The organism is Sphingomonas ginkgonis (assembly GCF_003970925.1).
Classification (GTDB): domain Bacteria; phylum Pseudomonadota; class Alphaproteobacteria; order Sphingomonadales; family Sphingomonadaceae; genus Sphingomicrobium; species Sphingomicrobium ginkgonis.
In genome coordinates, this window is the sequence record NZ_RWJF01000001.1 from 2,492,288 (window position 1) to 2,513,995 (window position 21,708).

At 66.5% G+C, this 21,708-nt stretch carries 27 protein-coding genes and 1 tRNA gene; 18 read left to right on the forward strand and 10 right to left on the reverse strand.

The window, feature by feature from the left end; all coding sequences use genetic code 11:
• The first annotated feature begins 167 nt into the window (after positions 1-167).
• From rplK to HMF7854_RS11970, 4 genes are all read left to right on the forward strand, one after another.
• Entirely contained in the window at positions 168-599 is a 432-nt protein-coding gene (gene rplK / locus HMF7854_RS11955) for a 50S ribosomal protein L11 (RefSeq protein WP_126719300.1), read from the forward strand.
• A gap of 2 nt (positions 600-601) precedes the next feature.
• Positions 602-1,300 carry a 50S ribosomal protein L1 gene (gene rplA / locus HMF7854_RS11960; RefSeq protein WP_126719301.1) on the forward strand — a complete coding sequence of 233 codons (699 nt, stop codon included), beginning with the start codon at positions 602-604 and terminating at the stop codon, positions 1,298-1,300.
• A 128-nt stretch (positions 1,301-1,428) separates the two neighbouring features.
• Positions 1,429-1,986: a hypothetical protein gene (locus HMF7854_RS11965; protein ID WP_126719302.1), complete on the forward strand. Its 558-nt coding sequence runs from the start codon at positions 1,429-1,431 to the stop codon at positions 1,984-1,986.
• Positions 1,983-2,186, forward strand: coding sequence for a hypothetical protein (locus HMF7854_RS11970; RefSeq protein WP_126719303.1), 204 nt, complete (start codon positions 1,983-1,985; stop codon positions 2,184-2,186). Before HMF7854_RS11965 ends, HMF7854_RS11970 begins: the two co-directional genes overlap by 4 nt.
• Positions 2,187-2,216: 30 nt before the next feature.
• Here the strand turns inward: HMF7854_RS11970 and HMF7854_RS11975 are convergent, their stop codons facing one another.
• On the reverse strand, positions 2,217-3,407 hold the full coding sequence (locus HMF7854_RS11975) for a BaiN/RdsA family NAD(P)/FAD-dependent oxidoreductase (protein WP_126719304.1): 1,191 nt from the start codon (positions 3,405-3,407) through the stop codon (positions 2,217-2,219).
• A 215-nt stretch (positions 3,408-3,622) separates the two neighbouring features.
• Between HMF7854_RS11975 and HMF7854_RS11980 the strand changes: the two genes are divergently transcribed.
• The gene (locus HMF7854_RS11980) at positions 3,623-4,285 is read left to right on the forward strand and encodes a L,D-transpeptidase family protein (protein ID WP_126719305.1); all 663 of its coding nucleotides are present in this window, start codon (positions 3,623-3,625) and stop codon (positions 4,283-4,285) included.
• A gap of 60 nt (positions 4,286-4,345) precedes the next feature.
• Here HMF7854_RS11980 and HMF7854_RS11985 read toward each other — a convergent pair whose 3' ends face one another.
• The gene (locus HMF7854_RS11985; protein WP_185829266.1) at positions 4,346-5,047 is read right to left on the reverse strand and encodes a sterol desaturase family protein; all 702 of its coding nucleotides are present in this window, start codon (positions 5,045-5,047) and stop codon (positions 4,346-4,348) included.
• 75 nt (positions 5,048-5,122) lie between these two features.
• Between HMF7854_RS11985 and crtY the strand changes: the two genes are divergently transcribed.
• From crtY to HMF7854_RS12000, 3 genes are read left to right on the forward strand one after another with little or no spacing between them, the layout of a single operon-like run.
• Complete coding sequence (gene crtY / locus HMF7854_RS11990) at positions 5,123-6,262, forward strand: lycopene beta-cyclase CrtY (protein WP_126719307.1); 1,140 nt, start codon at positions 5,123-5,125, stop codon at positions 6,260-6,262.
• The gene (locus HMF7854_RS11995; RefSeq protein ID WP_126719308.1) at positions 6,259-7,725 is read left to right on the forward strand and encodes a phytoene desaturase; all 1,467 of its coding nucleotides are present in this window, start codon (positions 6,259-6,261) and stop codon (positions 7,723-7,725) included. Before crtY ends, HMF7854_RS11995 begins: the two co-directional genes overlap by 4 nt.
• Positions 7,722-8,717, forward strand: coding sequence for a phytoene/squalene synthase family protein (locus HMF7854_RS12000; protein ID WP_126719309.1), 996 nt, complete (start codon positions 7,722-7,724; stop codon positions 8,715-8,717). Before HMF7854_RS11995 ends, HMF7854_RS12000 begins: the two co-directional genes overlap by 4 nt.
• On the opposite strand, the gene HMF7854_RS12005 is transcribed toward HMF7854_RS12000, so the two are convergent.
• The 3 genes from HMF7854_RS12005 to HMF7854_RS16090 form a co-directional block, all read right to left on the reverse strand.
• Positions 8,614-9,135 carry a sterol desaturase family protein gene (locus tag HMF7854_RS12005; RefSeq protein WP_126719310.1) on the reverse strand — a complete coding sequence of 174 codons (522 nt, stop codon included), beginning with the start codon at positions 9,133-9,135 and terminating at the stop codon, positions 8,614-8,616. The two genes, HMF7854_RS12000 and HMF7854_RS12005, sit on opposite strands and share 104 nt — an antisense overlap.
• Before the next feature lie 14 nt (positions 9,136-9,149).
• Positions 9,150-9,431 (reverse strand): hypothetical protein, encoded by a 282-nt coding sequence (locus HMF7854_RS12010; protein ID WP_126719311.1) that lies wholly within the window; start codon positions 9,429-9,431, stop codon positions 9,150-9,152.
• A gap of 321 nt (positions 9,432-9,752) precedes the next feature.
• Positions 9,753-10,235 carry a DNA-deoxyinosine glycosylase gene (locus HMF7854_RS16090; RefSeq protein ID WP_239016962.1) on the reverse strand — a complete coding sequence of 161 codons (483 nt, stop codon included), beginning with the start codon at positions 10,233-10,235 and terminating at the stop codon, positions 9,753-9,755.
• Positions 10,236-10,360: 125 nt separating this feature from the next.
• On the opposite strand from HMF7854_RS16090, the gene HMF7854_RS16095 reads away from it, so the two are divergent.
• Positions 10,361-11,170 (forward strand): hypothetical protein, encoded by an 810-nt coding sequence (locus HMF7854_RS16095; RefSeq protein WP_239016963.1) that lies wholly within the window; start codon positions 10,361-10,363, stop codon positions 11,168-11,170.
• A 187-nt stretch (positions 11,171-11,357) separates the two neighbouring features.
• Here the strand turns inward: HMF7854_RS16095 and HMF7854_RS12025 are convergent, their stop codons facing one another.
• Both HMF7854_RS12025 and phaR read right to left on the reverse strand, forming a co-directional pair.
• A complete protein-coding gene (locus HMF7854_RS12025; RefSeq protein ID WP_148104704.1) occupies positions 11,358-11,777 on the reverse strand; it encodes a hypothetical protein in 420 nt (139 codons plus the stop codon).
• The gene (gene phaR / locus HMF7854_RS12030; RefSeq protein ID WP_126719315.1) at positions 11,777-12,307 is read right to left on the reverse strand and encodes a polyhydroxyalkanoate synthesis repressor PhaR; all 531 of its coding nucleotides are present in this window, start codon (positions 12,305-12,307) and stop codon (positions 11,777-11,779) included. The genes HMF7854_RS12025 and phaR overlap by 1 nt, the downstream gene beginning before the upstream one ends.
• Positions 12,308-12,434: 127 nt before the next feature.
• Here phaR and HMF7854_RS12035 point away from each other — a divergent pair, with 127 nt between their 5' ends.
• On the forward strand, positions 12,435-13,379 hold the full coding sequence (locus tag HMF7854_RS12035; protein WP_239016964.1) for an alpha/beta fold hydrolase: 945 nt from the start codon (positions 12,435-12,437) through the stop codon (positions 13,377-13,379).
• A gap of 33 nt (positions 13,380-13,412) precedes the next feature.
• A tRNA-Arg gene (locus tag HMF7854_RS12040) sits at positions 13,413-13,489 on the forward strand.
• 342 nt (positions 13,490-13,831) lie between these two features.
• Here the strand turns inward: HMF7854_RS12040 and HMF7854_RS12045 are convergent.
• Positions 13,832-14,158, reverse strand: a complete 327-nt coding sequence (locus HMF7854_RS12045) for a YadA C-terminal domain-containing protein (protein WP_126719316.1) — start codon at positions 14,156-14,158, stop codon at positions 13,832-13,834.
• Positions 14,159-14,230: 72 nt separating this feature from the next.
• Positions 14,231-15,360 (reverse strand): IS3 family transposase gene (locus HMF7854_RS12050; RefSeq protein ID WP_126719140.1). Its coding sequence is split into 2 segments (ribosomal slippage): positions 14,231-15,108 and positions 15,108-15,360, totalling 1,131 coding nucleotides; the frame shifts between segments, so codons are not numbered across the junction.
• Between the two features lie 77 nt (positions 15,361-15,437).
• Between HMF7854_RS12050 and HMF7854_RS12055 the strand changes: the two genes are divergently transcribed.
• The 7 genes from HMF7854_RS12055 (at position 15,438) to HMF7854_RS12085 (ending at position 21,334) form a co-directional block, all read left to right on the forward strand.
• Positions 15,438-16,115, forward strand: a complete 678-nt coding sequence (locus HMF7854_RS12055) for a sensor histidine kinase (protein WP_126719317.1) — start codon at positions 15,438-15,440, stop codon at positions 16,113-16,115.
• Positions 16,076-16,741 (forward strand): response regulator, encoded by a 666-nt coding sequence (locus HMF7854_RS12060; RefSeq protein ID WP_126719318.1) that lies wholly within the window; start codon positions 16,076-16,078, stop codon positions 16,739-16,741. Before HMF7854_RS12055 ends, HMF7854_RS12060 begins: the two co-directional genes overlap by 40 nt.
• 115 nt (positions 16,742-16,856) lie before the next feature.
• On the forward strand, positions 16,857-17,555 hold the full coding sequence (locus HMF7854_RS12065) for a response regulator (RefSeq protein WP_239016965.1): 699 nt from the start codon (positions 16,857-16,859) through the stop codon (positions 17,553-17,555).
• A 414-nt stretch (positions 17,556-17,969) separates the two neighbouring features.
• The gene (locus tag HMF7854_RS12070) at positions 17,970-18,275 is read left to right on the forward strand and encodes a PadR family transcriptional regulator (protein WP_239016966.1); all 306 of its coding nucleotides are present in this window, start codon (positions 17,970-17,972) and stop codon (positions 18,273-18,275) included.
• The gene (locus HMF7854_RS12075; RefSeq protein ID WP_126719320.1) at positions 18,272-18,895 is read left to right on the forward strand and encodes a hypothetical protein; all 624 of its coding nucleotides are present in this window, start codon (positions 18,272-18,274) and stop codon (positions 18,893-18,895) included. Before HMF7854_RS12070 ends, HMF7854_RS12075 begins: the two co-directional genes overlap by 4 nt.
• A gap of 101 nt (positions 18,896-18,996) precedes the next feature.
• Positions 18,997-20,235, forward strand: a complete 1,239-nt coding sequence (locus HMF7854_RS12080) for an alpha/beta fold hydrolase (protein ID WP_126719321.1) — start codon at positions 18,997-18,999, stop codon at positions 20,233-20,235.
• A 187-nt stretch (positions 20,236-20,422) separates the two neighbouring features.
• Positions 20,423-21,334: an alpha/beta hydrolase gene (locus tag HMF7854_RS12085; protein ID WP_221766446.1), complete on the forward strand. Its 912-nt coding sequence runs from the start codon at positions 20,423-20,425 to the stop codon at positions 21,332-21,334.
• A 105-nt stretch (positions 21,335-21,439) separates the two neighbouring features.
• Here the strand turns inward: HMF7854_RS12085 and HMF7854_RS12090 are convergent, their stop codons facing one another.
• Positions 21,440-21,700 (reverse strand): hypothetical protein, encoded by a 261-nt coding sequence (locus tag HMF7854_RS12090; protein ID WP_126719322.1) that lies wholly within the window; start codon positions 21,698-21,700, stop codon positions 21,440-21,442.
• Positions 21,701-21,708: the final 8 nt, after the last annotated feature.

The following is a 21,708-nucleotide window of genomic DNA, read 5'->3' on the forward strand; positions in this document are numbered from 1 at the left end:
AAGCGAGCGGGGTCGGCTTGAACTGGCGGCGGTTTCCGGCTAGGCGCGCACGCTTCAAGGCACAGCTTTGGAAAATCGCTGCGGGAGGCCGCCTTTGGGTGACCGTCTGGACCGCTAGACTTGAACGGCTGCGCGGGTCACCGCCAGCCTCTACAGAGTGAACCGACATGGCCAAGAAAATTACCGGCTATATCAAGCTGCAGGTGCCGGCCGGCGCCGCCAACCCGTCCCCGCCGATCGGCCCCGCGCTGGGTCAGCGCGGCGTGAACATCATGGAATTCTGCAAGGCGTTCAACGCCTCGACGCAGGAGATGGAAAAGGGCATGCCGATCCCGACGGTCATCACCGTCTTCGCGGATCGCAGCTTCACCTTCGCCACCAAGACCCCGCCCGCGAGCTTCCTGCTCAAGAAGGCGGCGGGTCTGAAGTCGGGCTCGAAGGAGCCGGGCAAGGCGAGCGCTGGCACCATCAAGCGCTCGCAGCTGGCGGAGATCGCGGAGACCAAGATGAAGGATCTCAACGCGAACGACATCGACGCCGCGACGAAGATCATTGAAGGCTCCGCGCGCGCGATGGGCCTCCAGGTTGTGGAGGGCTGAACATGGCCAAGCTGACCAAGAAGCAGAAGTCGCAGGGCGGCCAGGTCGACCGCGAGAAGCTGTACAACGTCGATGAGGCGATCGGCCTGCTGAAGAGCCTCGCCGCTTCCAAGTTCGACGAGACGATCGAAGTCGCGATGAACCTCGGCGTCGATCCGCGCCACGCCGACCAGATGGTTCGCGGCGTCGTCAACCTGCCCAAGGGCACCGGCAAGACCGTCCGCGTCGCCGTCTTCGCGCGCGGTGCCAAGGCTGACGAGGCCACCGCGGCGGGCGCCGACGTGGTCGGTGCCGAGGATCTGATGGAGACCATCCAGGGCGGCCAGATCGACTTCGACCGCGTGATCGCGACACCGGACATGATGGGCGTTGTCGGCCGCCTCGGCAAGGTGCTGGGCCCCAAGGGCCTGATGCCGAACCCGAAGCTCGGCACCGTCACCATGGACGTCACCAAGGCGGTCACCGATGCCAAGGCCGGCCAGATCGAGTTCCGCGTCGAGAAGGCGGGGATCATTCACGCCGGCATCGGCAAGTGCTCGTTCGAGGCGACCGACCTGCGCGCCAACTTCGACGCCTTCGTCGATGCGATCGTCAAGGCGAAGCCGGCGGGCGCCAAGGGCAAATATGTCAAGAAGGTCGCGCTGAGCTCGACCATGGGCCCGGGCGTCAAGCTCGACACCACCGAGGTTGCCGGCGCCTGAGCGCCGCGTCCTTGATGGCTCGATAAGGGCGGCGGAGCGATCCGCCGCCCTTTTTCGTCCCGTCGTCGCCCCATTGCGCAGCCGAACTCGGCTCGCCATGATCCGCCTTCCTGAGGGGGGAGAATGGCATGAGGTTCGGGTTCGTCGCGGCGATTTTGGCGGTCACGTCGGCGCTTTCGTCACCGGCGCAGGCGCAGCGCAGTCCGCTGGAGACCGTCTGGTGGATCGAACCGGCCGCGCCGCCGCCCGGCATCCGCCAGCTGGCGTCCAAGGAGCATGTGCTGAAGCAGCGGCTGCTCCCGTCCGGGCTCGTCCGGCTCAGCCGGGCCGTGAGCACTGCCGAAGCGGGCATCGACCTCGCGGCAGGAAGCGAGCTCATCGAAGTCACCGGCGGCCCCGGCGTCATCTTCTGCGACGGGCGCATGAAGGCGACCAAAATGCTCGGCGTCGCCTTCCAGGGCTGCCTCATCGACCAGAATGGCGACGGTCGCTTCGACGCCGCCTTCCGCACCCTCTCGCAGGCGCCCGCACTGGTCATGATCGGCGGGCGCATGCCGGGCAAGCTGCTGCCGCTCTCGGCGCCGATCTCCTACGAGCGGGAGGATCCGGCGACCTCGACGCTGGGCAATTTCGTCGCGATCGAACGCCGCAACTATTCAACATCTACGGGCGCGAGAATTTCATGATCGCGTTCGGATCGGCGGAACGGCAGGAGCGGATTACCGACCCGATCTACTTTCAGAACGCCGAACTGCCAAAAGCGATGTCGATCCTCGGGTCGTCCTTCACCGCACTGGCAGAGGAGAACGGGCGATTGTCGGTCCGCGTCGACGCGAGCATGCCGCGCCAGCCGTTCGGCGTCGTCAGGACCATGCGCTACCGCTGACGGCTGACGCGTCTGGCGACGTCGGGAGGCTCACAGCGCCTGCCCGGCGGCCCAGCCGCTCGCCCATGCCCATTGAAAATTATAGCCTCCCAGCCACCCGGTCACGTCGACAGCCTCGCCGATCGCGTAGAGGCCGGCGACGCCGCGCGCCTCCATCGTCTGCGACGACAGGCCGGCGGTAGCGATTCCACCGACGGTGACCTCCGCCTTGGCGAACCCTTCGCTGCCGTTGGGCCGGAAGCGCCAGTCGGACAGCCGCTGCTCGGCCGCCTCGAGCGCGCGATCGGGCTGGTTGCCAAGGTCGCCGCCCAGTCCGAGCCGCTCGCTCAAACGCTCCGCGAGCCGATCCGGCAGCCGCTCCTTGAGCAGGGTCGGCAGCGCGCCGCGCGGCCGCTCGCGCTTCGCTGAACGAAGCCAGCCCGGCGTCTCCCCGGGCAGAAAGTCGATGCCGATCTCCTGGCCATGCCGCCAATGGCTCGACACTTGCAGGATGGCCGGGCCCGACAGGCCGCGGTGGGTGAACAGCGCTGCTTCCCGGAACACCGCTTTGCCGCACGAGGCGGTCACCGGTGTCGCTACACCGGACAGCTCGCGGAACAGCGCCTCCTCCGCTGGCAGGGTCAGGGGCACCAGCGCCGGCCGCGGCTCGACGACCTTCAGCCCGAACCGCCGCGCGAGGTCGTAGGCGAAGCCGGTCGCCCCCAGCTTGGGGATCGAGGGACCGCCGGTGGCGATCACCAGGGCGGGCGCTTCGACCATCCGGCCAGCGACACCCACCCTAAAATGCCCGTCGGCATGGTCGATCTCGCCGAGCGGGGCCCCGAGTTGCCACTCCACCAGGCCCCGGTCGCATTCCGCCACCAGCATGGCGACGATCTGCCGCGCCGAGCCGTCGCAGAAGAGCTGGCCCAGCGTCTTCTCGTGCCAGGCGATGCCGTGCCGCTCGACCAAGGCGACGAAGTCGGCCGGCGTGTATCGGCTCAGCGCCGACTTCATGAAGTGCGGGTTTGCCGACAGATAATTGGCCGGTCCCGCGCCGATGTTGGTGAAGTTGCAGCGCCCGCCGCCCGAGATGAGGATCTTGCGGCCGGGCTCCGGCGAATGGTCGACCAGCAGCACGCGGCGGCCCCGCTGCCCGGCCGTCGCCGCGCACATCAGCCCGGCGCCGCCGGCCCCCAGGACGATGACGTCGAAGCGGTCGAAGGACGGTAGGCTGTTCATCGGCGGCTCGGATTAGCGAGGATCGCGCGCCGAGTCTTCCGACCCGGCACAGCGACGATCAGCGGATTTTGGCGGATTGTTGCGGAATGAACGAACAATATGCGCTTAACCGCGCACCCCCAACGGAAATATTCCTGCACCGGCGCGTTTCAATCGTCAAGTGGGATCAGCGGAACAGTTGGTCCTGGCTCGATAAGAGCAGGAGGAACATAGTGATGGGTGCGCATAACCTGCGCCTGCGGCACCTTGTGCTTGCCGCGGCACTGACTTTTACCCCCGTAATTGCTGCCAAGGCCAAGTCACCGGTCGATCTGGTCGAAGCTTCGACTACACTCAAGCCCAATCAAGGTGTCTGGGCCGCCGACGTCAGCGGCACTGAGCCGATCCGCGTCGAGGTTAGCCTCGCGCAACAGCTCGCCTATGTCTATCGCGGCGATCGGCTGATCGGCGTGGCCACCGTCTCGACAGGCTCGGTCGGGCGGGAGACGCCGACGGGTACCTTCCCGATCCTCCAGAAGGAGGTCGACCATCGCAGCAAGACGTACGACGACGCGCCGATGCCCTATATGCAGCGGCTGACCTGGAAGGGGGTCGCCTTGCACGCGGGCCACAACCCGGGCGAAGCGGCGAGCCATGGCTGCGTCCGCATGCCGGCGTCGTTCGCGAAGAAGCTCTTCTCGCTGACCCAGGTCGGCGACCAGGTCAGCATCTTCGACGACATTCCGGCGGTGCCGCAGATGGCGATGGCCGATGCTCCGCAGCCGCAGCAGCAGTCGGATCCGACCGACTGGGCACGGATGGAGCGGGCCGCCGCCTTTGATCCCTATTCGCCCCCGCCGGCCGACCCTGATCCGAGCGACAGCGGCGCCGGCAACTAAAGACTGGATCACTCATCCGCGCGAGGCTTACGGTTGGAGCGAGAGCTCTGCCCGCCGGTCTCAGCGCCGCGCGGGCGCCTCCCGGAACTGGCCGAGCCCCGCGTCGGTCCCGCACAGGCGATCCCAGAAGCGGAAGTAGAGCCCGTAGTTGCAGCGATAGCGCTGGTGATGAAGCTCGTGGTGCGAGGCAGTGATCAGCCAACAGCCGGCGCGTCCCTCAACCAGCCAGCGCGGGAAGAGCTCCCAGCCCATGTGGTTGGTCACCCCCATCAGCGTCATGATCCCGAGCACCATCCCGAGCGCCGCGACATGGATCGGCACTATGAATACCAGCGCTGGGATGACCACCGCGCCGCTCAGCGCCTCAATCGGATGGAAGCTCATCGCCGCCCAGGCGGTCGGCGGCCGGCTCGCGTGATGGACCGCGTGAGCGATCCGGAATGGTCGTGGCCGATGCATCCAGCGGTGTGTCCAGTAGAACCAGGCGTCGTGAAGCAGCAGGTAGACCAACACCGACACCGGCAACCACCACAGCGGCCGCGCATGGACGTCCTCGTAAATCCGCGTCCAGCCATGCCGCTGCCAGCCCCAAGCGACGATTCCCGCCGGCACCCCATAGATCGCGGCGCTGGCGAGGCTCCAGCCGATCTCGCGCCAGACCTGCTGCCGGAGGCCCGCCAGCCGGCCCGGGAAACGGCGGGCGGTCAGCCCGGCGAACAACCCGCTCGTCAGCACGTAGCGGACCGCGACGATGACCGTCATGGCAAAGGCGGAGGCAAGCAGCGTGAACACCGGGCGACCCTAGGCCTCGCCGCGCAAGGCCGCTAGACCGCGCGCATGTCGCGCCCCCGTTCCAGCCTGATCATCGCCGGCGGCGGCCTGGCCGGGGGGCTGTGCGCGCTGGCGATGGCGGCCCGGCGCCCCGACGTGCAGCTCACCCTGATCGAGCCAGGCGACCGCATCGGTGGCCATCATCTTTGGTCCTTCTTCGACAGCGACATCGCGCCGGACCAGCGCTGGCTGGTCGACCCGCTGGTGGCGCGTCGCTGGCCAGCCAACCGGGTCCGCTTTCCCGCATACGAGCGTCGCCTCTCCGAACCCTATTCGACGATCGAGAGCGAGCGGCTCGACGCGGCGGTCCGCGCCGCTCTCCCCGCCAGCCGCATCGTTGCGCAGGGCGTGTCGGTGGTCGAACCCGCTGCCGTGACCCTCGACGACGGGACCCGGCTGACGGCCGACGCCGTTCTCGACGCCCGCGGCGCCCGGCTCGAGGGGCTGCACGCCGGATGGCAGAAGTTCGTCGGCGTGCTCCTCAAGGTGAAGGGCGGCCACGGCGTCGCCGAGCCGGTGATCATGGACGCGGCGGTCGACCAGTCGGACGGCTACCGCTTCGTCTATCTTCTGCCGTTCGACCCCGACACGCTGTTCGTGGAGGACACCTACTACCACGACCAGCCAGAGCTGGACCGCGAGGCGCTCGGGCGCCGGATCGAGGCTTATGCGGCGGCCCAGGGCTGGCAGGTCGAAGGCTCGGGCCGGAGCGAGCACGGGGTCCTTCCGGTCCTCACCGGCGGCGACTTTGAACGCTTCTGGCCGGCAGGCGACCGGGTGGCACGCGCCGGCACCCGCGGCGGCTTCTTCCATCCGCTCACCAGCTACTCGCTGCCCGATGCGGTGCGCTTCGCCGCCTGGCTGGTCGACCAGCCGCTCGACGGGCTAGGCGCCGCGACCCGGACGCGGGCGGAGCGGCACTGGAAGCGCAGCGCCTACGACCGGATGCTCGCCCGGATGCTGTTCCGGGCCGCGGAGCCGGCCCAGCGCTATCGGGTGCTCGAACGCTTCTACCGGCTGCCGGAATCCTTGATCGCGCGCTTCTATGGCGGCACGAGTTCCGTTGCAGATCGTATACGCTTATTGGCCGGCAAGCCGCCGGTCCCGATCGGCCGGGCACTGCACGCCCTGCGGGAGACAGAGTGAAGCGCGCAATCATCATCGGGGCGGGGTTCGGCGGCCTGGCGCTTGCCATCCGGCTTCAGTCGGCGGGCGTGGAGACGACGATCGTCGAGGCGCGCGACAAGCCGGGCGGCCGCGCCTACGTGTGGGAACGCGACGGCCATGTCTTCGACGCGGGTCCCACCGTTATCACCGATCCGGACTGCCTCGAGCGGCTCTGGAAGCTGAGCGGCGACGACATCGCCAGCGACGTCGATCTGGTGCCGGTCACCCCTTTCTACCGGCTGTCGTGGCCCGACGGCACGCTGTTCGACTATTCGAACGACGACGCGGCGCTGACCGCCGCCATCGCCCGGCTTAATCCCGCCGACGTCGAGGGCTATGCCCGCTTCCTCGCCTACTCCGCGGGCGTGTTCGAGGAAGGCTATCGCAAGCTCGGGACGAAGGCCTTTCTTAGCATCGGCTCCATGCTCAAGGCGGCCCCGGCGCTGGCCCGCTACCAGGCGTGGCGAAGCGTCTACTCGGTCGTCGCGAGCTTCGTGCAAGAGGAGCATCTCCGCCAGGCGCTCAGCTTCCACACGCTGCTGGTCGGCGGCAACCCGATGACCTGCTCCTCCATCTACGCGCTGATCCACAAGCTGGAGCGCGATGGCGGGGTGTGGTTCGCCAAGGGCGGAACCAACCGACTGATCGCGGGGCTGGTCGCCAAATTCGAGCGGCTCGGCGGCACGCTCCGCCTCGACGATCCCGCCGTGGCAATCGAGGTGACTGGCGAGCGGGCCCGGGCCGTGCGCACCCGCTCGGGCTGGCGCGGCGAGGCGGACATGGTCGCCTCGAACGGCGACGTGGTGCACAGCTACGGGCTGATCGAGGGCAGCCGGCGCGGCCCGGCGCGGGTGAAGGCGCTGCGCCGCAAGCGCTACTCGCCCTCGCTGTTCGTCCTCCACTTTGGGCTGGACGGGACATTTCCCGACATCCCGCACCACTCGATCCTGTTCGGACCGCGCTACCAGGGGCTGCTCGGCGACATCTACGACCGCGGCCGGATCGCGCCGGATCCGTCGCTCTATCTCCACCACCCCACCGCGACCGACCCGACGATGGCGCCGCCCGGCTGCTCCACCTTCTACGCGCTGGCCCCTGTCCCGCACCTTGGAAAGGCGACGATCGACTGGGATGCCGAGGGGGAGCGCTACGCGGAGTCGATTCTGACGCTGCTGGAAGAGCGACTGATCCCCGACATTCGAGCCCGGATCCGGACCCGCTTCCATTATGCGCCGACCGACTTCGGCCGTGATCTCGGCGCCCACCTCGGCTCGGCCTTCAGCCTTGAGCCGGTGCTGACCCAGAGCGCCTGGTTCCGCACGCACAACCGTGACGACAAAATCCCCAACCTCTACTTCGTAGGCGCCGGAACCCATCCGGGCGCCGGCATCCCCGGGGTGGTTGGGAGCGCGGAGGCGACCGCTCGGCTGATGCTGGCATGACCGAGCACCGCGCCGAACTGGTCGCCGAGGCCGGACGCATCATCGTCCAGGGCTCCAAGAGCTTTCGCTTCGCCAGCCAGATCTTCGACGAGCAGACTCGCGAGCGGAGCTGGCTGCTGTACGCCTGGTGTCGCGCGTGCGACGACATCACCGACGGGCAGGTGCTCGGACATGGCGCGGTCGCGCCGGCAGATCCGCAGGACCGGATCGCCTTCATCCGCGAGAAAACCGCGGAGGCCCTCGCCGGCAAATCAACCGGGCTTGCCGCCTTTGATGCGCTGGGCGCGGTGACGGCGGAGTGCAGCATCCCGGCCGAGCTTCCCGGAGATCATCTCGGCGGCTTTGCGCGCGACGCCGCAGGCTGGCGACCCGAGACCGAGGAAGACCTTCTCGCCTACTGCTACCAGGTCGCGGGGGCGGTTGGCGTCATGATGGCGCATGTCATGGGCGTCGCGCCGACCGACCGCGATACGCTCGACCGGGCCAGCGATCTCGGCATTGCCTTCCAGCTCGCCAACATCGCGCGCGACATCGTCGACGATGCCCGGGTCGGGCGAGTTTACTTGCCGTTGCAATGGCTCCGCGCCGAGCGGCTGGAGTTCGCCGATCTTGCCGATCCGGTGCATCGGCCTGCGCTGGCGCGGCTCGGCAAGCGTCTTGCCGCGCTCGCCCGCAAGTACCGCGAGTCGAGCCGCGTCGGTGCTGCCCGCCTTTCGTTCCGTAGCCGTTGGGCGGTGCTTGCCGCGGCGCGCATCTATGGCGAAGTTGCTGAGCGGGCCGAGGCATTGGGTGAACAGGCGTGGGACAGCCGGATCGTCATCCACAAGCCGGAGAAGCTGCAGCTGGTGGCCGCGGCGCTCGTCGACGCGTTCCGGCCCGCGCCCGAGGTCAGTCGTGAAGGTCTGTGGACCCGCCCTTTGGCGCTCGAACGCCGCTTCGATCGCCTTTCCGCAACAGCGCCTTCAGCCGCTCAACGGGCGGCGCGTAGATGAAGCCGAAACTCACCGTGCCTTCGCGGGTCTCAACCGCGTGGTGCAGCCGATGGGCTTGGACGATCCGTTTGAAGTAGCGCGAACGTGGCACCACCCGGTGAGCGATCCGACGATGAACGATGATGTCGTGGAAACCGAAGTAGATGGCGCCGTAAACCGCGATGCCGGCCCCGATCCACACGGCGGGCGGACCCCAGCCGCCGGTCGTTCCCATCCAGATCAATGCGATCGACGGCGCGGCGAAGATCACGGCGTAGAGATCGTTCAGCTCGAATGGGCCATGCCGCTCGCGGTGATGGCTGGCGTGCAGCAACCAGCCCAGCCGCCCATGCATGACCCACCGGTGCATGCCGTAGGCAAACGCCTCCATGAACGCGACCGTCGCGCCGAACAGCAGGATTCCGTACAGGGTAGACATGGGCGGGCTCGCTCTTACGCGCCTCCGGGCGACTCCGACAAGTAACGCATCAGCTCGGCCAAGGTGGATTCCATCTGGTCCTGCATCTGCCCAACCAGCTCATTCTCGCGCATGCCCTCGTGATCGAGCGGCTTGGAATAGCTCTCGCTGAAGGCCTTCAGATCTTCGCGATCGAATACCCCCTTGGCGACCAGCTTTGCCAGGATCACCAGCAATCCATTGGTGTTGGCTATGTTGCCGGCCACCAACGCCTCGTCCACGAGGCTGAGCGACGGACTCTTTTCCTCTTCATCCATGCGTTAAATTTCCGTTGATTTGGTTCGAACCCGTACCGAATTGAACATTGTTCGATGCTGTGCCATACATAGCCATGCCCGCCCGGCGCCGAAACAGGCGGATTGGGGGGATCTGTCATGCTGCGAGCCACGGCCCGCTCGGCTTTTCACAATCTTGTCTGGCGCCTGCCGGGTGTCGCGTCGCTGCTGTGCCGTTCGGGTCGGCACTGGCGCAGCACCGCTCTGCTCCGCCACAACGGACGAACATGGGTCAGCCGCTGCACGGGCTGCGGGGTCCGCCTCGAACGGGCCGAAGGAGGGCGCTGGTGTCCTCTGGCGAACTCAGTCGAGGAAGGACCTAAGCCGTTCCCACTCCTCGGCTTTGCGGTCGAACGACCTGGTGTAGGCCGGGCTCGAGGAGGGCAGGTCGACCAGCGTGAGCCGCGAATCGGCGAGAGCCGCTCGGCCGAGGCGGCCTGCCGTCGCCCCATTGAAGCCCACTGCCTTCAATCGCGGCAAACGATCCGCCAGCGCCGACACCGGGTTGGCGACGATGTCCCGCAACGCCATGTCGAGGCTGCCGTGCCGCTCGGCCGTCGCCACCATGTCCCACAGGCCGATCCCGGCCTCCAGCAGCCGCTCGAGGCGCCGATCGTAATCCAGCTCGGCGATCGGTTCTCGGAGCAGCTTGCCGATGAGGCGCCAGAATTGGTTCTTCGGGTGCGCATAGTAGCGGGCGGCACGGAGCGACGCCTCGCCGGGTAGGCTCCCGAGAATGAGGAGCCGGACGTTCGGGTCGACGACCGGGGGCAGGCACGACTTCACCGTCGCTGAACCTGCCCCCGGGTTTCGCAGATTAGCTGTTGGCGCCGTCGGGGCTGTTGTCGCTGCCGCCACCGGTCTCGCCGGCCGGCTTTCCGCTGCGGCGGGCCCGGCGAGCACTCGTGCCGGTGCCCGACGAACGGCTTGCCCGGCGCGGAGTTGTCGCACTGGGCCGAGCCGCCCGCGGACGGCTGCTCGTCTCGCTGCCGCTGTCGGTCTTGGCCGTCTTTGCGGTTGCGTTCCGGCTGGTACTGCTGCTCTTGCGGGCCGGACTGGCAGCGGTGCTGCTGCTCGCGGGGCGCGAGCGGCTGCTCGCTGTCTTGGTACCGGACGGAGCAGAGCGGCTGGCAGTGCCGCCCGACTTGCTAGCCGACTTGCGCGGGGTCGACGTGGACCGCGATGCCGAACCGGACCGGGACGTGCCGGTTGAACGCGAAGAGGACGTCTTCCGTCCGCCGGATCGATCTGAATCATCGTCGCCGAAGCTGAAGTCGCCGGCGACGACCTTCTTTGCCGCATCGGTCACCGCGTCCGCGATCAGAGTCGCGAGCTTGGTTGCGCTGCTCAGCACGTTGGAGGCGGCGCTGCTCGCCGAGTCGGCGGCGTCGATGCCCGCGTCGCGGATCTTGCGCCGGGCGGTCGGGCTGGCGGCGATCGCGGCAGCGGCGGCGGTCAGCCCGGCGGCGAGCATCTCGCGGCTCATCGCTGCCTTCGCGAGACGATCGATCGTGTCGTTGCCGGTGCTGCTGCTGTTGTTCTCGCTATCGTCGTCGCCTGAGCGGCCGCGCGGGTTCTTGGCCATGATTCGCCCTCCTGTCAGTCTGCTTCGCCTAGACGGACAAGAGGCCGCTACGGTTCCGAAATCATGCAGACAAGCGCTAATTTGCTGTTGCGCGGACAAGTTAAAGGGGACCGCCAACCAGACGATCCCCTTCTAACATGGTCAGCGGCCGGAGTGTTCCAGCCCGGGAGACCGTAGGCCAGCTGGTTAGGCGAGCATCTCCCGAACGAACTTCACCGACCCCTCTGCTGAACCATGAGACATCGGATCACCTCCTTTCGCTGCGTTGTAGCCAAGGGAAAGATGTCGCGCGCTAACGCTAACATCAAGACTTGAATTGCACTTCAAATGCGGCAATCCTCGATACTTCGCGCCGGCTCCGGCCACGCCGGAAAGACGAGCGAATTACCGCCGTTTGCCGCCACTGCGAAACGCCCCCGGCTGAAGACCATTGCATCGAGAATCGGATCACGCGCCGCGAAGCGTCCGTCGGCGCTCGCCTGCGTCCGGCTGGTCGTCAACAGCGTCACGGGAGTGCCCGGCGGCGCGGCTCCGATCACTAGGCTGACCGACCGGCTGGCAAGATCGCATCGCACCACCAGCATCGGCGCGGCAGGCGCACCGAACGCGGCCTCGCTTCCGGTGGGAAGCCGTCGATAGGTCCAGCTTCCGCTCGCCACCGGGGCGGACTGCCAGTCGGTGGCGGCGAACGTCGTGGGCGAAGTGACCGCCTGAGCGGCGATCGTCAGCAGTAGCGGAATCATCAACGGGTGAGCTTGTCGACCTTTGCCTTGAGCGCCTCGAGCTCCGCCTTCAGCTGCTCGACCTCGCTGCTACTCCCGCCAGGCGTGTCGGTCTTCGCTGCTGCGGCAGACGGTGCGAAGGCCCGGCCCGCCTGTTGCAGCATCTCCATGTTGCGTTTGGCGATCTCGGAGAAGATGTTTTGGCCGAAAGCGTCGCGAAACGCGGCCTGGTTGGACTGGAATCCTTCCATGGCCTTTTCGAGATATTGCGGCACCATCTGCTGCATCGATCCACCATAAAGGGAGATTAGCTGGCGCAGGAAATTGACGGGAAGCAGGGTGCTTCCGCGAGCTTCCTCCTCGACGATGATCTGGGTCAGCACCTGATGGGTGATGTCCTCGCCGGTTTTGGCGTCGACCACCTCGAAGTCGCGCCCGTCCCGGATCATCTCCGCCAGCCGGTCGAGCGTGACATAGGTCGAACTGCCGGTGTCGTAGAGACGCCGGTTCGCATATTTCTTGATGGTCACCTTGGCGCCCGACTTGGCCATGCTCTACGCTCCTCGAGTGACGCGCAGAGGTATAGCAGAGGAGTGTGCACCGCAACACAGGCGCGCGCCGCGCCCGCTGCCGCTATTTCTCGCCATGGTACAGGAGGCCGCGCGCCACGATCCCGCATTGGCCGCGCGCGCGCTCGAGGGACTGCGCCGCTACCAGACCGCTCCCGATCCACCGGAGCCACCCCGGCGCCCGATTGCCCGCGACCTGGCCGGCTCCGCCCTTCGCGACGTCGGCGGCGCTGGACCTCCGCTCGTGCTGGTGCCGTCGCTGATCAACCCGCCCGACGTGCTCGACCTTGACCCGGACGTGTCGCTCGCCGCCGATCTGGCGGCGCGCGGGCATCGCGTGTTCCTGCTCGACTGGGGCCCCGCCGAGCCGCGTCTTGGGCTCGACGTCGCGGCGCACGTCGAGCAGCGCCTTGTTCCCCTGCTCAGGACCTTCGATCAGCCACCCGCGCTGCTCGGTTATTGCCTCGGCGGCACCATGGCGCTCGCCGCGGCGCAGCTGACAAGCGTCCGCTGCACCGCCACCCTCGCCGCACCGTGGAACTTCTCCGCCTACCCGGAACCGGTTCGACGCGGGCTGGAGAGCCTGGTCGAGGCTGCCGGAGCAATGGCCGAGCAGCTCCGCCGCCTGCCCATGGAAGTTCTGCAAACCGGGTTCTGGGGCCTGGATCCCGCCCGGGTGGTCGCGAAGTTCGCCGGCTTTGCGCAAGCCGAGCGTGGCAGCCTTGCCGCCGACCGCTTTGTTCGCCTCGAACGCTGGGCAAACGCGGGCGAGCCTCTCCCCCTCCCCGCCGCGAAGCAACTCGTGCACGACCTTTTCGCCCGCGATGCGACCGGCCGCGGCCGCTGGCAGGTGGGCGGACAAACCATTCACGCCCAGCTTCCAGTGCCGGCGCTGCACTTTACTGCCCTTGACGATCGGATCGCACCAGCCGCGGCGGCGCCACCCGGCCCTCAAATCGGCGTGAAGACCGGTCATGTCGGACTGGTGATCGGTCGCCGCGGCCTCGCCGAGGTCCGCCCGCGTCTCGCCGACTTCCTCGCTTCTCCGGCTTGAACCCCCGCCCCGCCCCCGCTAAGCGGGATGCACGCACCCATAGCTCAGCTGGATAGAGCGTTGCCCTCCGAAGGCAAAGGCCAGAGGTTCGAATCCTCTTGGGTGCGCCATTGCCGATCAGAGATGAGCACCGCTGTGCGCAAGCTGCCATGGCGCCGATCCCGGCTTCCGAAGCGCCTTCGAACCGGTGATCACGGTCTCATTGTCGTTGACAGCCACTCGGTCGATCAGCAGCCGCAATTAGGCTTCCGAATGGCGACATCCCCGACCACGCCCTTCTTCAGCATCGGGCATAGTCCGCAAAAGGTCTCTTCCGTAGTGGTTTGCTTTGCGGCCCAGGCGAGTGACCGTTAAATATAAAGTTCGTCGCATGGGCGATGGCCATCAACGGAGGTCTGCCATCCAGCGCGCTCGGCCGGACGGCAGACCTCCCACTTTTTTCGACGACGCCTTTACCAGCCCATGCGAATTCCAGCGCGAGCACCGACCTTGCCGGTTGATGCGATGCCCACACCGGCGGAGAGGGCGGCATTGCTGCCGACACGGTAGCTGACACTGGCCGAGCCCGCAGTCTTGCCGTTCCACACGCCGAAGCCACCCGAGACGGCGACCGTCTCGCCCGGCATCAGCGTGGGCGTGTCCATCGCCAGCGCCAGCGCGACACCGGCATTGGCTTCGCGCACTTCCCTGCGGTTGTGATTGGCGAGGTCGAACAGGGCCGAAACCTGGCCCTGCAGCGTCCCGATCGCCGCCGTGTGGGCATCAAGCGTGTCCTGCATGCCCGCAATAGCGACCGACTGCGCCTTCTGCTGGCTACCGAGCGTCTGACGTGCTCCCCAAAGCTCTACCAGTCATAACTGGAGTCCGGGGTTGGTATGGTGCCCCTCGGGGCGGTGTTGCACAACCCGCTTGGCAGCATCGGCGGGCGTCAGCCCGCCAACACCGCTATGCGGCCGCACATGGTTGTAGTCGTCGCGCCAGAGCCGCAGTACCGAGCGGGCATGGCCGAGCGACACGAACAGCGTCTCGTTGAGGCATTCGTCATGCAGTCGGCCGTTGAAGCTCTCGACGTAGCCGTTCTGCTGCGGCTTGCCGGGTGCAATGTAGTGCCACTCGACCGGTCGTTCCTGCGTCCATCTCAGGACCGCCAGACTGGTCAGCTCGGTGCCATTGTCGCTGACGATCATCAGCGGCGGTACGCCCCTGGCAGCGATGATGGCGTCGAGCTCTCGAGCGACGCGTGCGCCTGACAGCGAGGTGTCGACCACCAGCGCCAGGCATTCCCGCGTGAAGTCGTCGACTACCGCCAGGATACGGATGCGCCGGCCGCTGATCAGCGTGTCGCTAACGAAGTCGAGGCTCCAGCGCTGGTTCGGTCCCTGTGGCAGCGTCATGGGTGCTCGGGTGCCCATCGCTCGCTTCCGTCCGCGACGGCGCCTGACCCGCAGGTTCTCCTCGCGGTACAGCCGCAGCAGCTTCTTGTGGTTCATGACCAGCCCCTCGCGGGCCAGCATGATCCCCAGTCGCCGGTAGCCGAAGCGCCGACGTTCCGCCGCGATCTCACGCAGCCGCGACCGCAGGTCGCCATCATCACTATGCCGGGGCGCGTAGCGCACCGACGTTCGATCTACGCCGAAGATGGTACACGCCCGACGCTCGCTGATGCCGAACAGCTGCCGAGCATGCTCGACAGCCTTCCGCTGAGCGGCAGGCCTCACCAGTTTTTTGCCGCGACTTCCTTCAGCACGGCATTGTCGAGCATGGCGTCAGCCAGCAGCCGTTTGAGCCGGCCGTTCTCCTCCTCGAGCACCTTCAGCTTGCGCGCCTGCGACACGTCCATGCCGCCGTACTTCGCCTTCCACGCGTACAGCGTCGCGCTGCTGATCCCGTGCTTGCGACACACATCGGCGGTCTTCATCCCGCCCTCCTGCTCGCGCAGCACCGCGATGATCTGCTCCTCGCTGAACCTGGTCTTCTTCACGTCCGTCTCCTCACGAAGGCGGACTCTAGCTCAAACTGGCAGAGTTTCAGGGGAGCACGTCAGCGGAGAGCCAGGAGGTGGATGCCGAGATCATCCGGACGCGTCGCCCGCACGTCCGCGAGAGCGAGTTCCAGACTCCCGACAATCTCTACAGCGCATTGACCATCCGCTTTCCCGTCTTCGACGAGCATGGCGAACTCAGCCACATCGGCGGGGTCATTCTCGACACCTCGGCGCAGCGCGAGGCCGAAGCGGAGCTGCAGCGCAGCCGCGAAGCCCTGATGCAGTCCGAGAAAATGAATGCGCTCGGCTCGCTGCTTGCCGGCGTCAGCCACGAGCTCAACAATCCGCTCGCGATCGTGGTCGGGGAAGCGGTGCTGCTGCAGGAAGAGGCGGAGGGCACCGAGTACGCCGAGTCCGCCACGCGCATCCAGCGAGCCGCGGAACGCTGCAGCCGAATCGTCCAGACGTTTCTTGCAATGGCGCGGCAGAAGGCGCCCGAACGGCGCTCGAAGGACCTCGCAAAGCTGGTGAAGGCAACGCTCGAACTGGCTGACTATGGCTTGCGCTCGAACGGGGTGGAGGTCGCCTTCACGGCCGCTGAAGACCTGCCGCCCGTATTCGTCGATCCGGACCAGGTCACCCAGATCCTGCTGAACCTGATCGTGAATGCACAGCAGGCCTTGCAGAACCAACTCCTCCCGTCGGGCTCGCCTTGCGAGTCGAGGCGACCGGTGCAGACAAGGTTGCGCTAAAGATCAGCGACAATGGGCCCGGGGTCCCTGACTCCATCGCCCGGCGCATTTTCGATCCTTTCTTCACGACCAAGCCACAGGGGACGGGTACCGGTATCGGGCTGAGCTTCAGCCAGGGCATCGCCGAAGCGCACGGGGGCTCGCTCGCGCTGCTGCCGTCGGAAGCCGGCGCTTTATTCCGGCTTGAGCTTCCGGTGGCCCTGACCTGCAGTGCCACCCGACCGGGGGTTGACAGCGCGATCCCGGTCCAGCCGCGTCATGTCCTCATCGTCGATGACGAGCCCGAACTGGCCGAAACCATGGCCCGCCTGCTCCGCCGCCAAGGTCTGAAAGCCGACGTCGCGGTCGGCGGCCTCGCGGGCCAGGAACGGCTGCGCGCCTTCGATTACGATCTGATTTTCTTTGACTTGCGAATGCCGGACTTCGACGGTCCGGCACTCTATCGCTGGCTCCTCGCGGAGCGGCCGTATCTCGCCGAGCGGATTGCCTTCGTCACCGGCGACACCCTTGGTCCGGCGGCCGTCCGGTTCCTCGAAGAAAGTGGCCGGCCTGCGCTCGAAAAGCCATTTACCCGTGAGACGGTGAATGATCTCCTCGCCCGAATAGCCAGCATGCCAACCAAATAGGCCCGGACAGCACGCCCGCTGGACGCGCGATCGTTCAGTTCGTCAAATCAAGACCCTGTTGCGTCAATTGTTACGGACGTGCATCGTTGGCTTCATGACGGTGCACATAGCAGTGGTGGACGACGAGCCCGACCTGCGTGCGGTGGTGCAGAGCTACCTGACGCGGCACGGCTTTGCGGTTACGGCGGTTGATGGTGGCGGCGCATTGCGCGCGCTGATGGCGGAGCGACCCGTCGACCTTGCGATCCTCGACATCAACATGCCAGGTGAAGATGGGCTGTCGATCGCGCGAGACCTGCGGCGGCTCGGACCGATCGGCATCATCATGTTGACGGCCAACAGCGACCGTGTCGACAAAGTCGTTGGCCTGGAGGTCGGGGCCGACGATTACGTCACCAAACCCTTTGATCCCCGCGAACTGCTCGCGCGGGTGCGAACGGTGCTTCGACGCAGTTCGGGACATCGCGGGGAAGGCTCGCCGGCCACGCTTGGCAGTGAAGTTCAAGTTGGCCGTTGCCGGCTGAACATCGACAGCCGCAAGCTTTTCGCGCTCGACGGCCGGGAAGTCCCACTCACCGCCGGCGAGTTCGACCTCCTGCGGACGTTCGTTGAGCGCCCCGACCGCGTCATGAGCCGGGACCAGCTGCTCGAGCTTGCTCATCGCAAGGAAGCTGACGTCTTCGATCGCTCGGTCGATACCCGTATCGCGCGAATCCGCCAGAAAGTTGAAGTTGACCCAAAGCACCCTGCAGCGATCAAGACCGTGCGCAGCGCCGGCTATGTATTTGTCCCATCAAGACAAGAACTCGCCTGAAGTTTCGCAGCAACAAAGTTCTGTAAGTTCGGTTCTTGCCGGGTCACCTCATCGAAGTCTCCTCAGCCACCTTGTCGTTCGGCTTGAGCCACGGACAAACTGTGCTTGGCGCGTCGAAGCTGTCGGCCGGCCTCACTTCCGATGCAAAATCTCGTATGGGCGTGTTTACAACGTGTGACTGACAGGAAGCGGGACAGCCATCTCCCGGTGCGTCAAGATAGAGGCTTTGTCCTAGTCGAAACTCGGCCGCAGATCAGCCGAATGCTAGGCCGCTTGAATGCTCGCCAGCGACGCTAGGCGTTTGCCGGCTCCACATGAACGAGCGTCTGCAATGCGCGCTATCAACCCGAAAGCGGACCGATCGCTTCCCAGCCGGCCTTGACCGTCAACTCTACATAGGTTGAAAAGGACCTCATGGGCCGAACCCGCCGCCCCTCCCGCCAGATGCTGCTCGTGCTCGAGGGGCTGACCGCCAACGGGCGGCAGTGGCGCCACGGCTATGACCTGATGAAGGAGACCGGCCTCCTCTCCGGAACGCTCTATCCCATGCTGATGCGGATGACCGAGCAGGGACTTGTTGAGGCAAAGTGGCAGGCTCCGGACAAGCCCGGCCGGCCCGCGCGCCACGCCTACCGGCTGACCGCCGCGGGGGCCGCGTTCGCGCTCGATCTCACCGGAGCCCAGCCGTCGACGCCGTTCGGCAAGGGAGCCACCACATGATCGATCTCGCCGGCGCCCTGCTGGTTCTGGCGAGACGCTCGCTCGGACCCAGCCGCGCCGACTGGTCCGCCGCCATGGAGATCGAATTCTCCTTTGCTCGGGCGGACGGCCGTGCCCTCGCCTTCGCCGCCGGTTGCCTGCTCGCCGCGTGGCGCGAGCTGCCGCAGCAAGAACCGGGCCGCTTCACTATCCTCAATCATCTTTGGGCGCTCGGCTTCCTCATCCCCGCCGCCGTGTATGAGTTCGCCTGCGTGACCCGCTTCCCGTTCCTCCCGATCGGGGACGTCCGCATCTTCGCGGCGTTGCTCCCGGGAAGCGCCCAGCAACTCTATTTCGGCCCAGCGTGCAACGCCGCCGTCCCGGCGATGATCGCCTCCCGGCTGGCACTCGGCCTTCTCCAGCTGCGCCTCGCATGGGCATTGGTCGAGTGCGACTGGGCAAGCGTCACCAAGCTCACCGCGCTCATTCTTTCGATCGCCGCGACGCTGTCGATCTTCACCGGCGTGCTGCTGCTCGGCGATCCGGGCATCGTCCAGCAGGCAACCCTGCTCGCCGCAGAGCTGACCGGCATCGTCCTGCTCGCGCGTTGGCACGACCGGCTCCCCGGGCTCGGCGCCTGAGCGCCCTCCTCTCCCGCCGTCTGAACACCGCCGACTGGCAGCTGCGGCGCACCCGCGTGCAATGGCTTGACTCTTAAGTCTACATATATTGTTCTAAGCACATGAGGCGGGTCGCCGACCTGCCCGGTGCTGGAGTTCAAGTCATGAGCGTCACTGTCCTCGCTTGGCTGCTGAGTATCGCGCCGGTTCCGCCGGCCGCGCCCCCCACCGCGCCGACATCCGCCGCTTCCCGGCCGATCTCTGCCGCCGGCAGCCACGCTGTTGATGGCGCGGTGCCGGCTCGCTCAGCGGCCGCGCGGCAGCGGGCGAAGGTCAATGAGCCCGCATCGAGCGGCGCTGGCCAGGCCGTGCCCGGGGCGATTGCCACCGAGGTTCGCATTTCATCCGAGCCGGGTGTCGTCCTGGCGGGAACGCTGTACCTGCCGGGAGGGCACGGCAAGGGTCCCTATCCGCTGGCCGTACTGATCAAGGGGCAGGGACGCTATGGGCGCGGCGGCTACTCCGAGATCATCAAACGATTGACCGCCGACGGCATAGCTGCCCTGGAATATGACAAGCGCGGGGTCGGTCAGTCGACGGGCACTTATGAGGAGGATCCCGAGCGGCTGACCGCGGACGCCGCCGCTGCCGTCGCGGCCATGCGCCGTCGCCCGGAGATCGTCGGCAGCCGCATTGCGTTGGTCGGCCACAGCGGGGGCGGAGTGATCGCGCCCGCGGCCGCGGCTGCCGATCCCCACATCGTGGCCGTGGTGACGCTGGCGGGCAATGTCGGCGACGGGCTGCCTTACGTCCGCAAGGGGATTTACAGGCAGATGATGAAGATGATCGTCGGCGGCAGCGACACCTTGGTCGGCCCGGCGGCGGATGCGGCCGTGACGTTGCTTCAGGCTCGCGTTGACAGCAGAGATGCGGAAACGATCGCCCGCCTTCGTGCGAACGCTGTCGCCCGGTTCGAGGCAGCGGGTTTCCCGCGCCCGCAGGCGGAACAAGCGCTCGCGATGATCGACGTTCCGGAGGCCTGGAACGCGAACAAGTTCCACTCGGCCTCCGATCTCAAGACCCTGCACATACCCGTTCTGGCGGTCTACGGGACCATGGATCCGATGGCGCTGGATGACGCACCGGCGGCACGGGCTGCTTTGGCGAGCAATCGCCGCGCTCGGATCGTGATGCTCGATGGTCTCGGCCACTCGTTTCAGGAAGGCGAGGTCACAGGCACACCAGACGGGGCGTCGAACCTGGGCCCGTATCTCGGATCGCCTCGCCTCCTGACACTCGTTGGCGACTGGCTCCGAGATACGCTGTCTGAAGGTGGCAAAGAGATGGGACAAGTGCGCTGACGCGCGTTCGGCTAGCCCCAAAAGACTAGCCGACTGCCGCTTGCAGACGCCGGTTCTAACCTCTTATGGCGCTTTGCGGAGCTAAGTCGCCGTCCGCCTCACATTGAGCGATCGTCGGCTATGTGCCCGTGTCTTCGGATTCAACGCCTGCAATTCATGAGACGAGCGCCGCAAACCGGCGACGAGGATGACGATGCTGACGAGAGTTTCCGTGGCGGCGGCCATGATGGCAGCTTCGGCACCCGCCTCGCCGCCTGCAACCCACCCGATCAGCCTGGCAGCATTCAAGGCTCTGCCGAGACCCACCCCGACGGCGGAACTCTCCTTTGGCCGGAACGAGCCCCAGAAGGTCGACATATTCCTGCCGAACGGCGCGGGTCCTTACCCCGTGGTCGTGCTGATCCATGGCGGCTGCTGGTCTAAGACGACGGCCGGGCGCCAGCAATTGCGACACCTTGGCGCTGAACTGGCAGCGCAGGGCATCGCCGCATGGAGCATCGGCTATCGTCGTGCCGACGAGTACGGGGGTGGCTTCCCGGGAACCTTCGATGATGTTGCGCGAGCCATCGACCTTCTCGAGGACGAGGCGCCAAGGTACCAACTAGACCTTCGACGCGTGGCCTTCGTCGGTCACTCCGCCGGCGGGCACCTGGCGTTGTGGGCCGCCTCACGAGCGACGAGCCGAGGCGGAGACGCGATTGAACATCCGGTGAGGGTCAAACCCGTTCTGGTCATCAGCCTTGCCGGGATCACGGACCTGCACAGCTTCGCCCCGACCATTCCCAGCCTCTGCGGCCCCGGCGTGCTTGAAGCCTTGACCGGTACCAGTACCGGTCGGGCGAGCGCCACCACACTGGCCCGGATCTCCCCTGCTCACATGCCCCTTCCCGACACGCGGGTCGTGCTGGTGAGTGGCGGCATGGACCAAGTTGTGCCGGCCTCTCAGGCGACGGACTATGTAAATGCGCACCACGAGCGTCGCAGCTCAATCGAGCAGCTCAACCTTCCGGAAACGGGTCACTTCGACCTGGTCACCCCGGGGACCAGCGCTTGGCGTCGCGTCAGCAAACTTCTGCTCGAAGCGCTGCAGCCAAAGTGATCTTTGGGAAAGACATGACCGAAATTGCGTAAGAAAATCCCGACGTCAGCAAGACGCGATAATCGACCGGGTCCACGTCGAAGGCATGATGAAGAGGCGCTCGGGTCAGCGCGCCTCGGTGCTGGCTATGAGATCCATCAGGTTCCTGGCGGCATCCCGCTCGGCTTCATCCTTGAAGGTGACGTCGAGATCTGGAGCCTGCCCCAACATGTAAAGCAACGACCAGAGAGCAAACCGCTTGGCCGGATCCGTCTCCAGCCCAAGGTCCACCTGCATGCGATCAATACCAGCTTCCTTCGCGGCCGACGACGCTTGAGAGAGATCGTCCGTGCCAAAATACTGGTACAAAAGACTATCGAGATCCATCCTGCCGA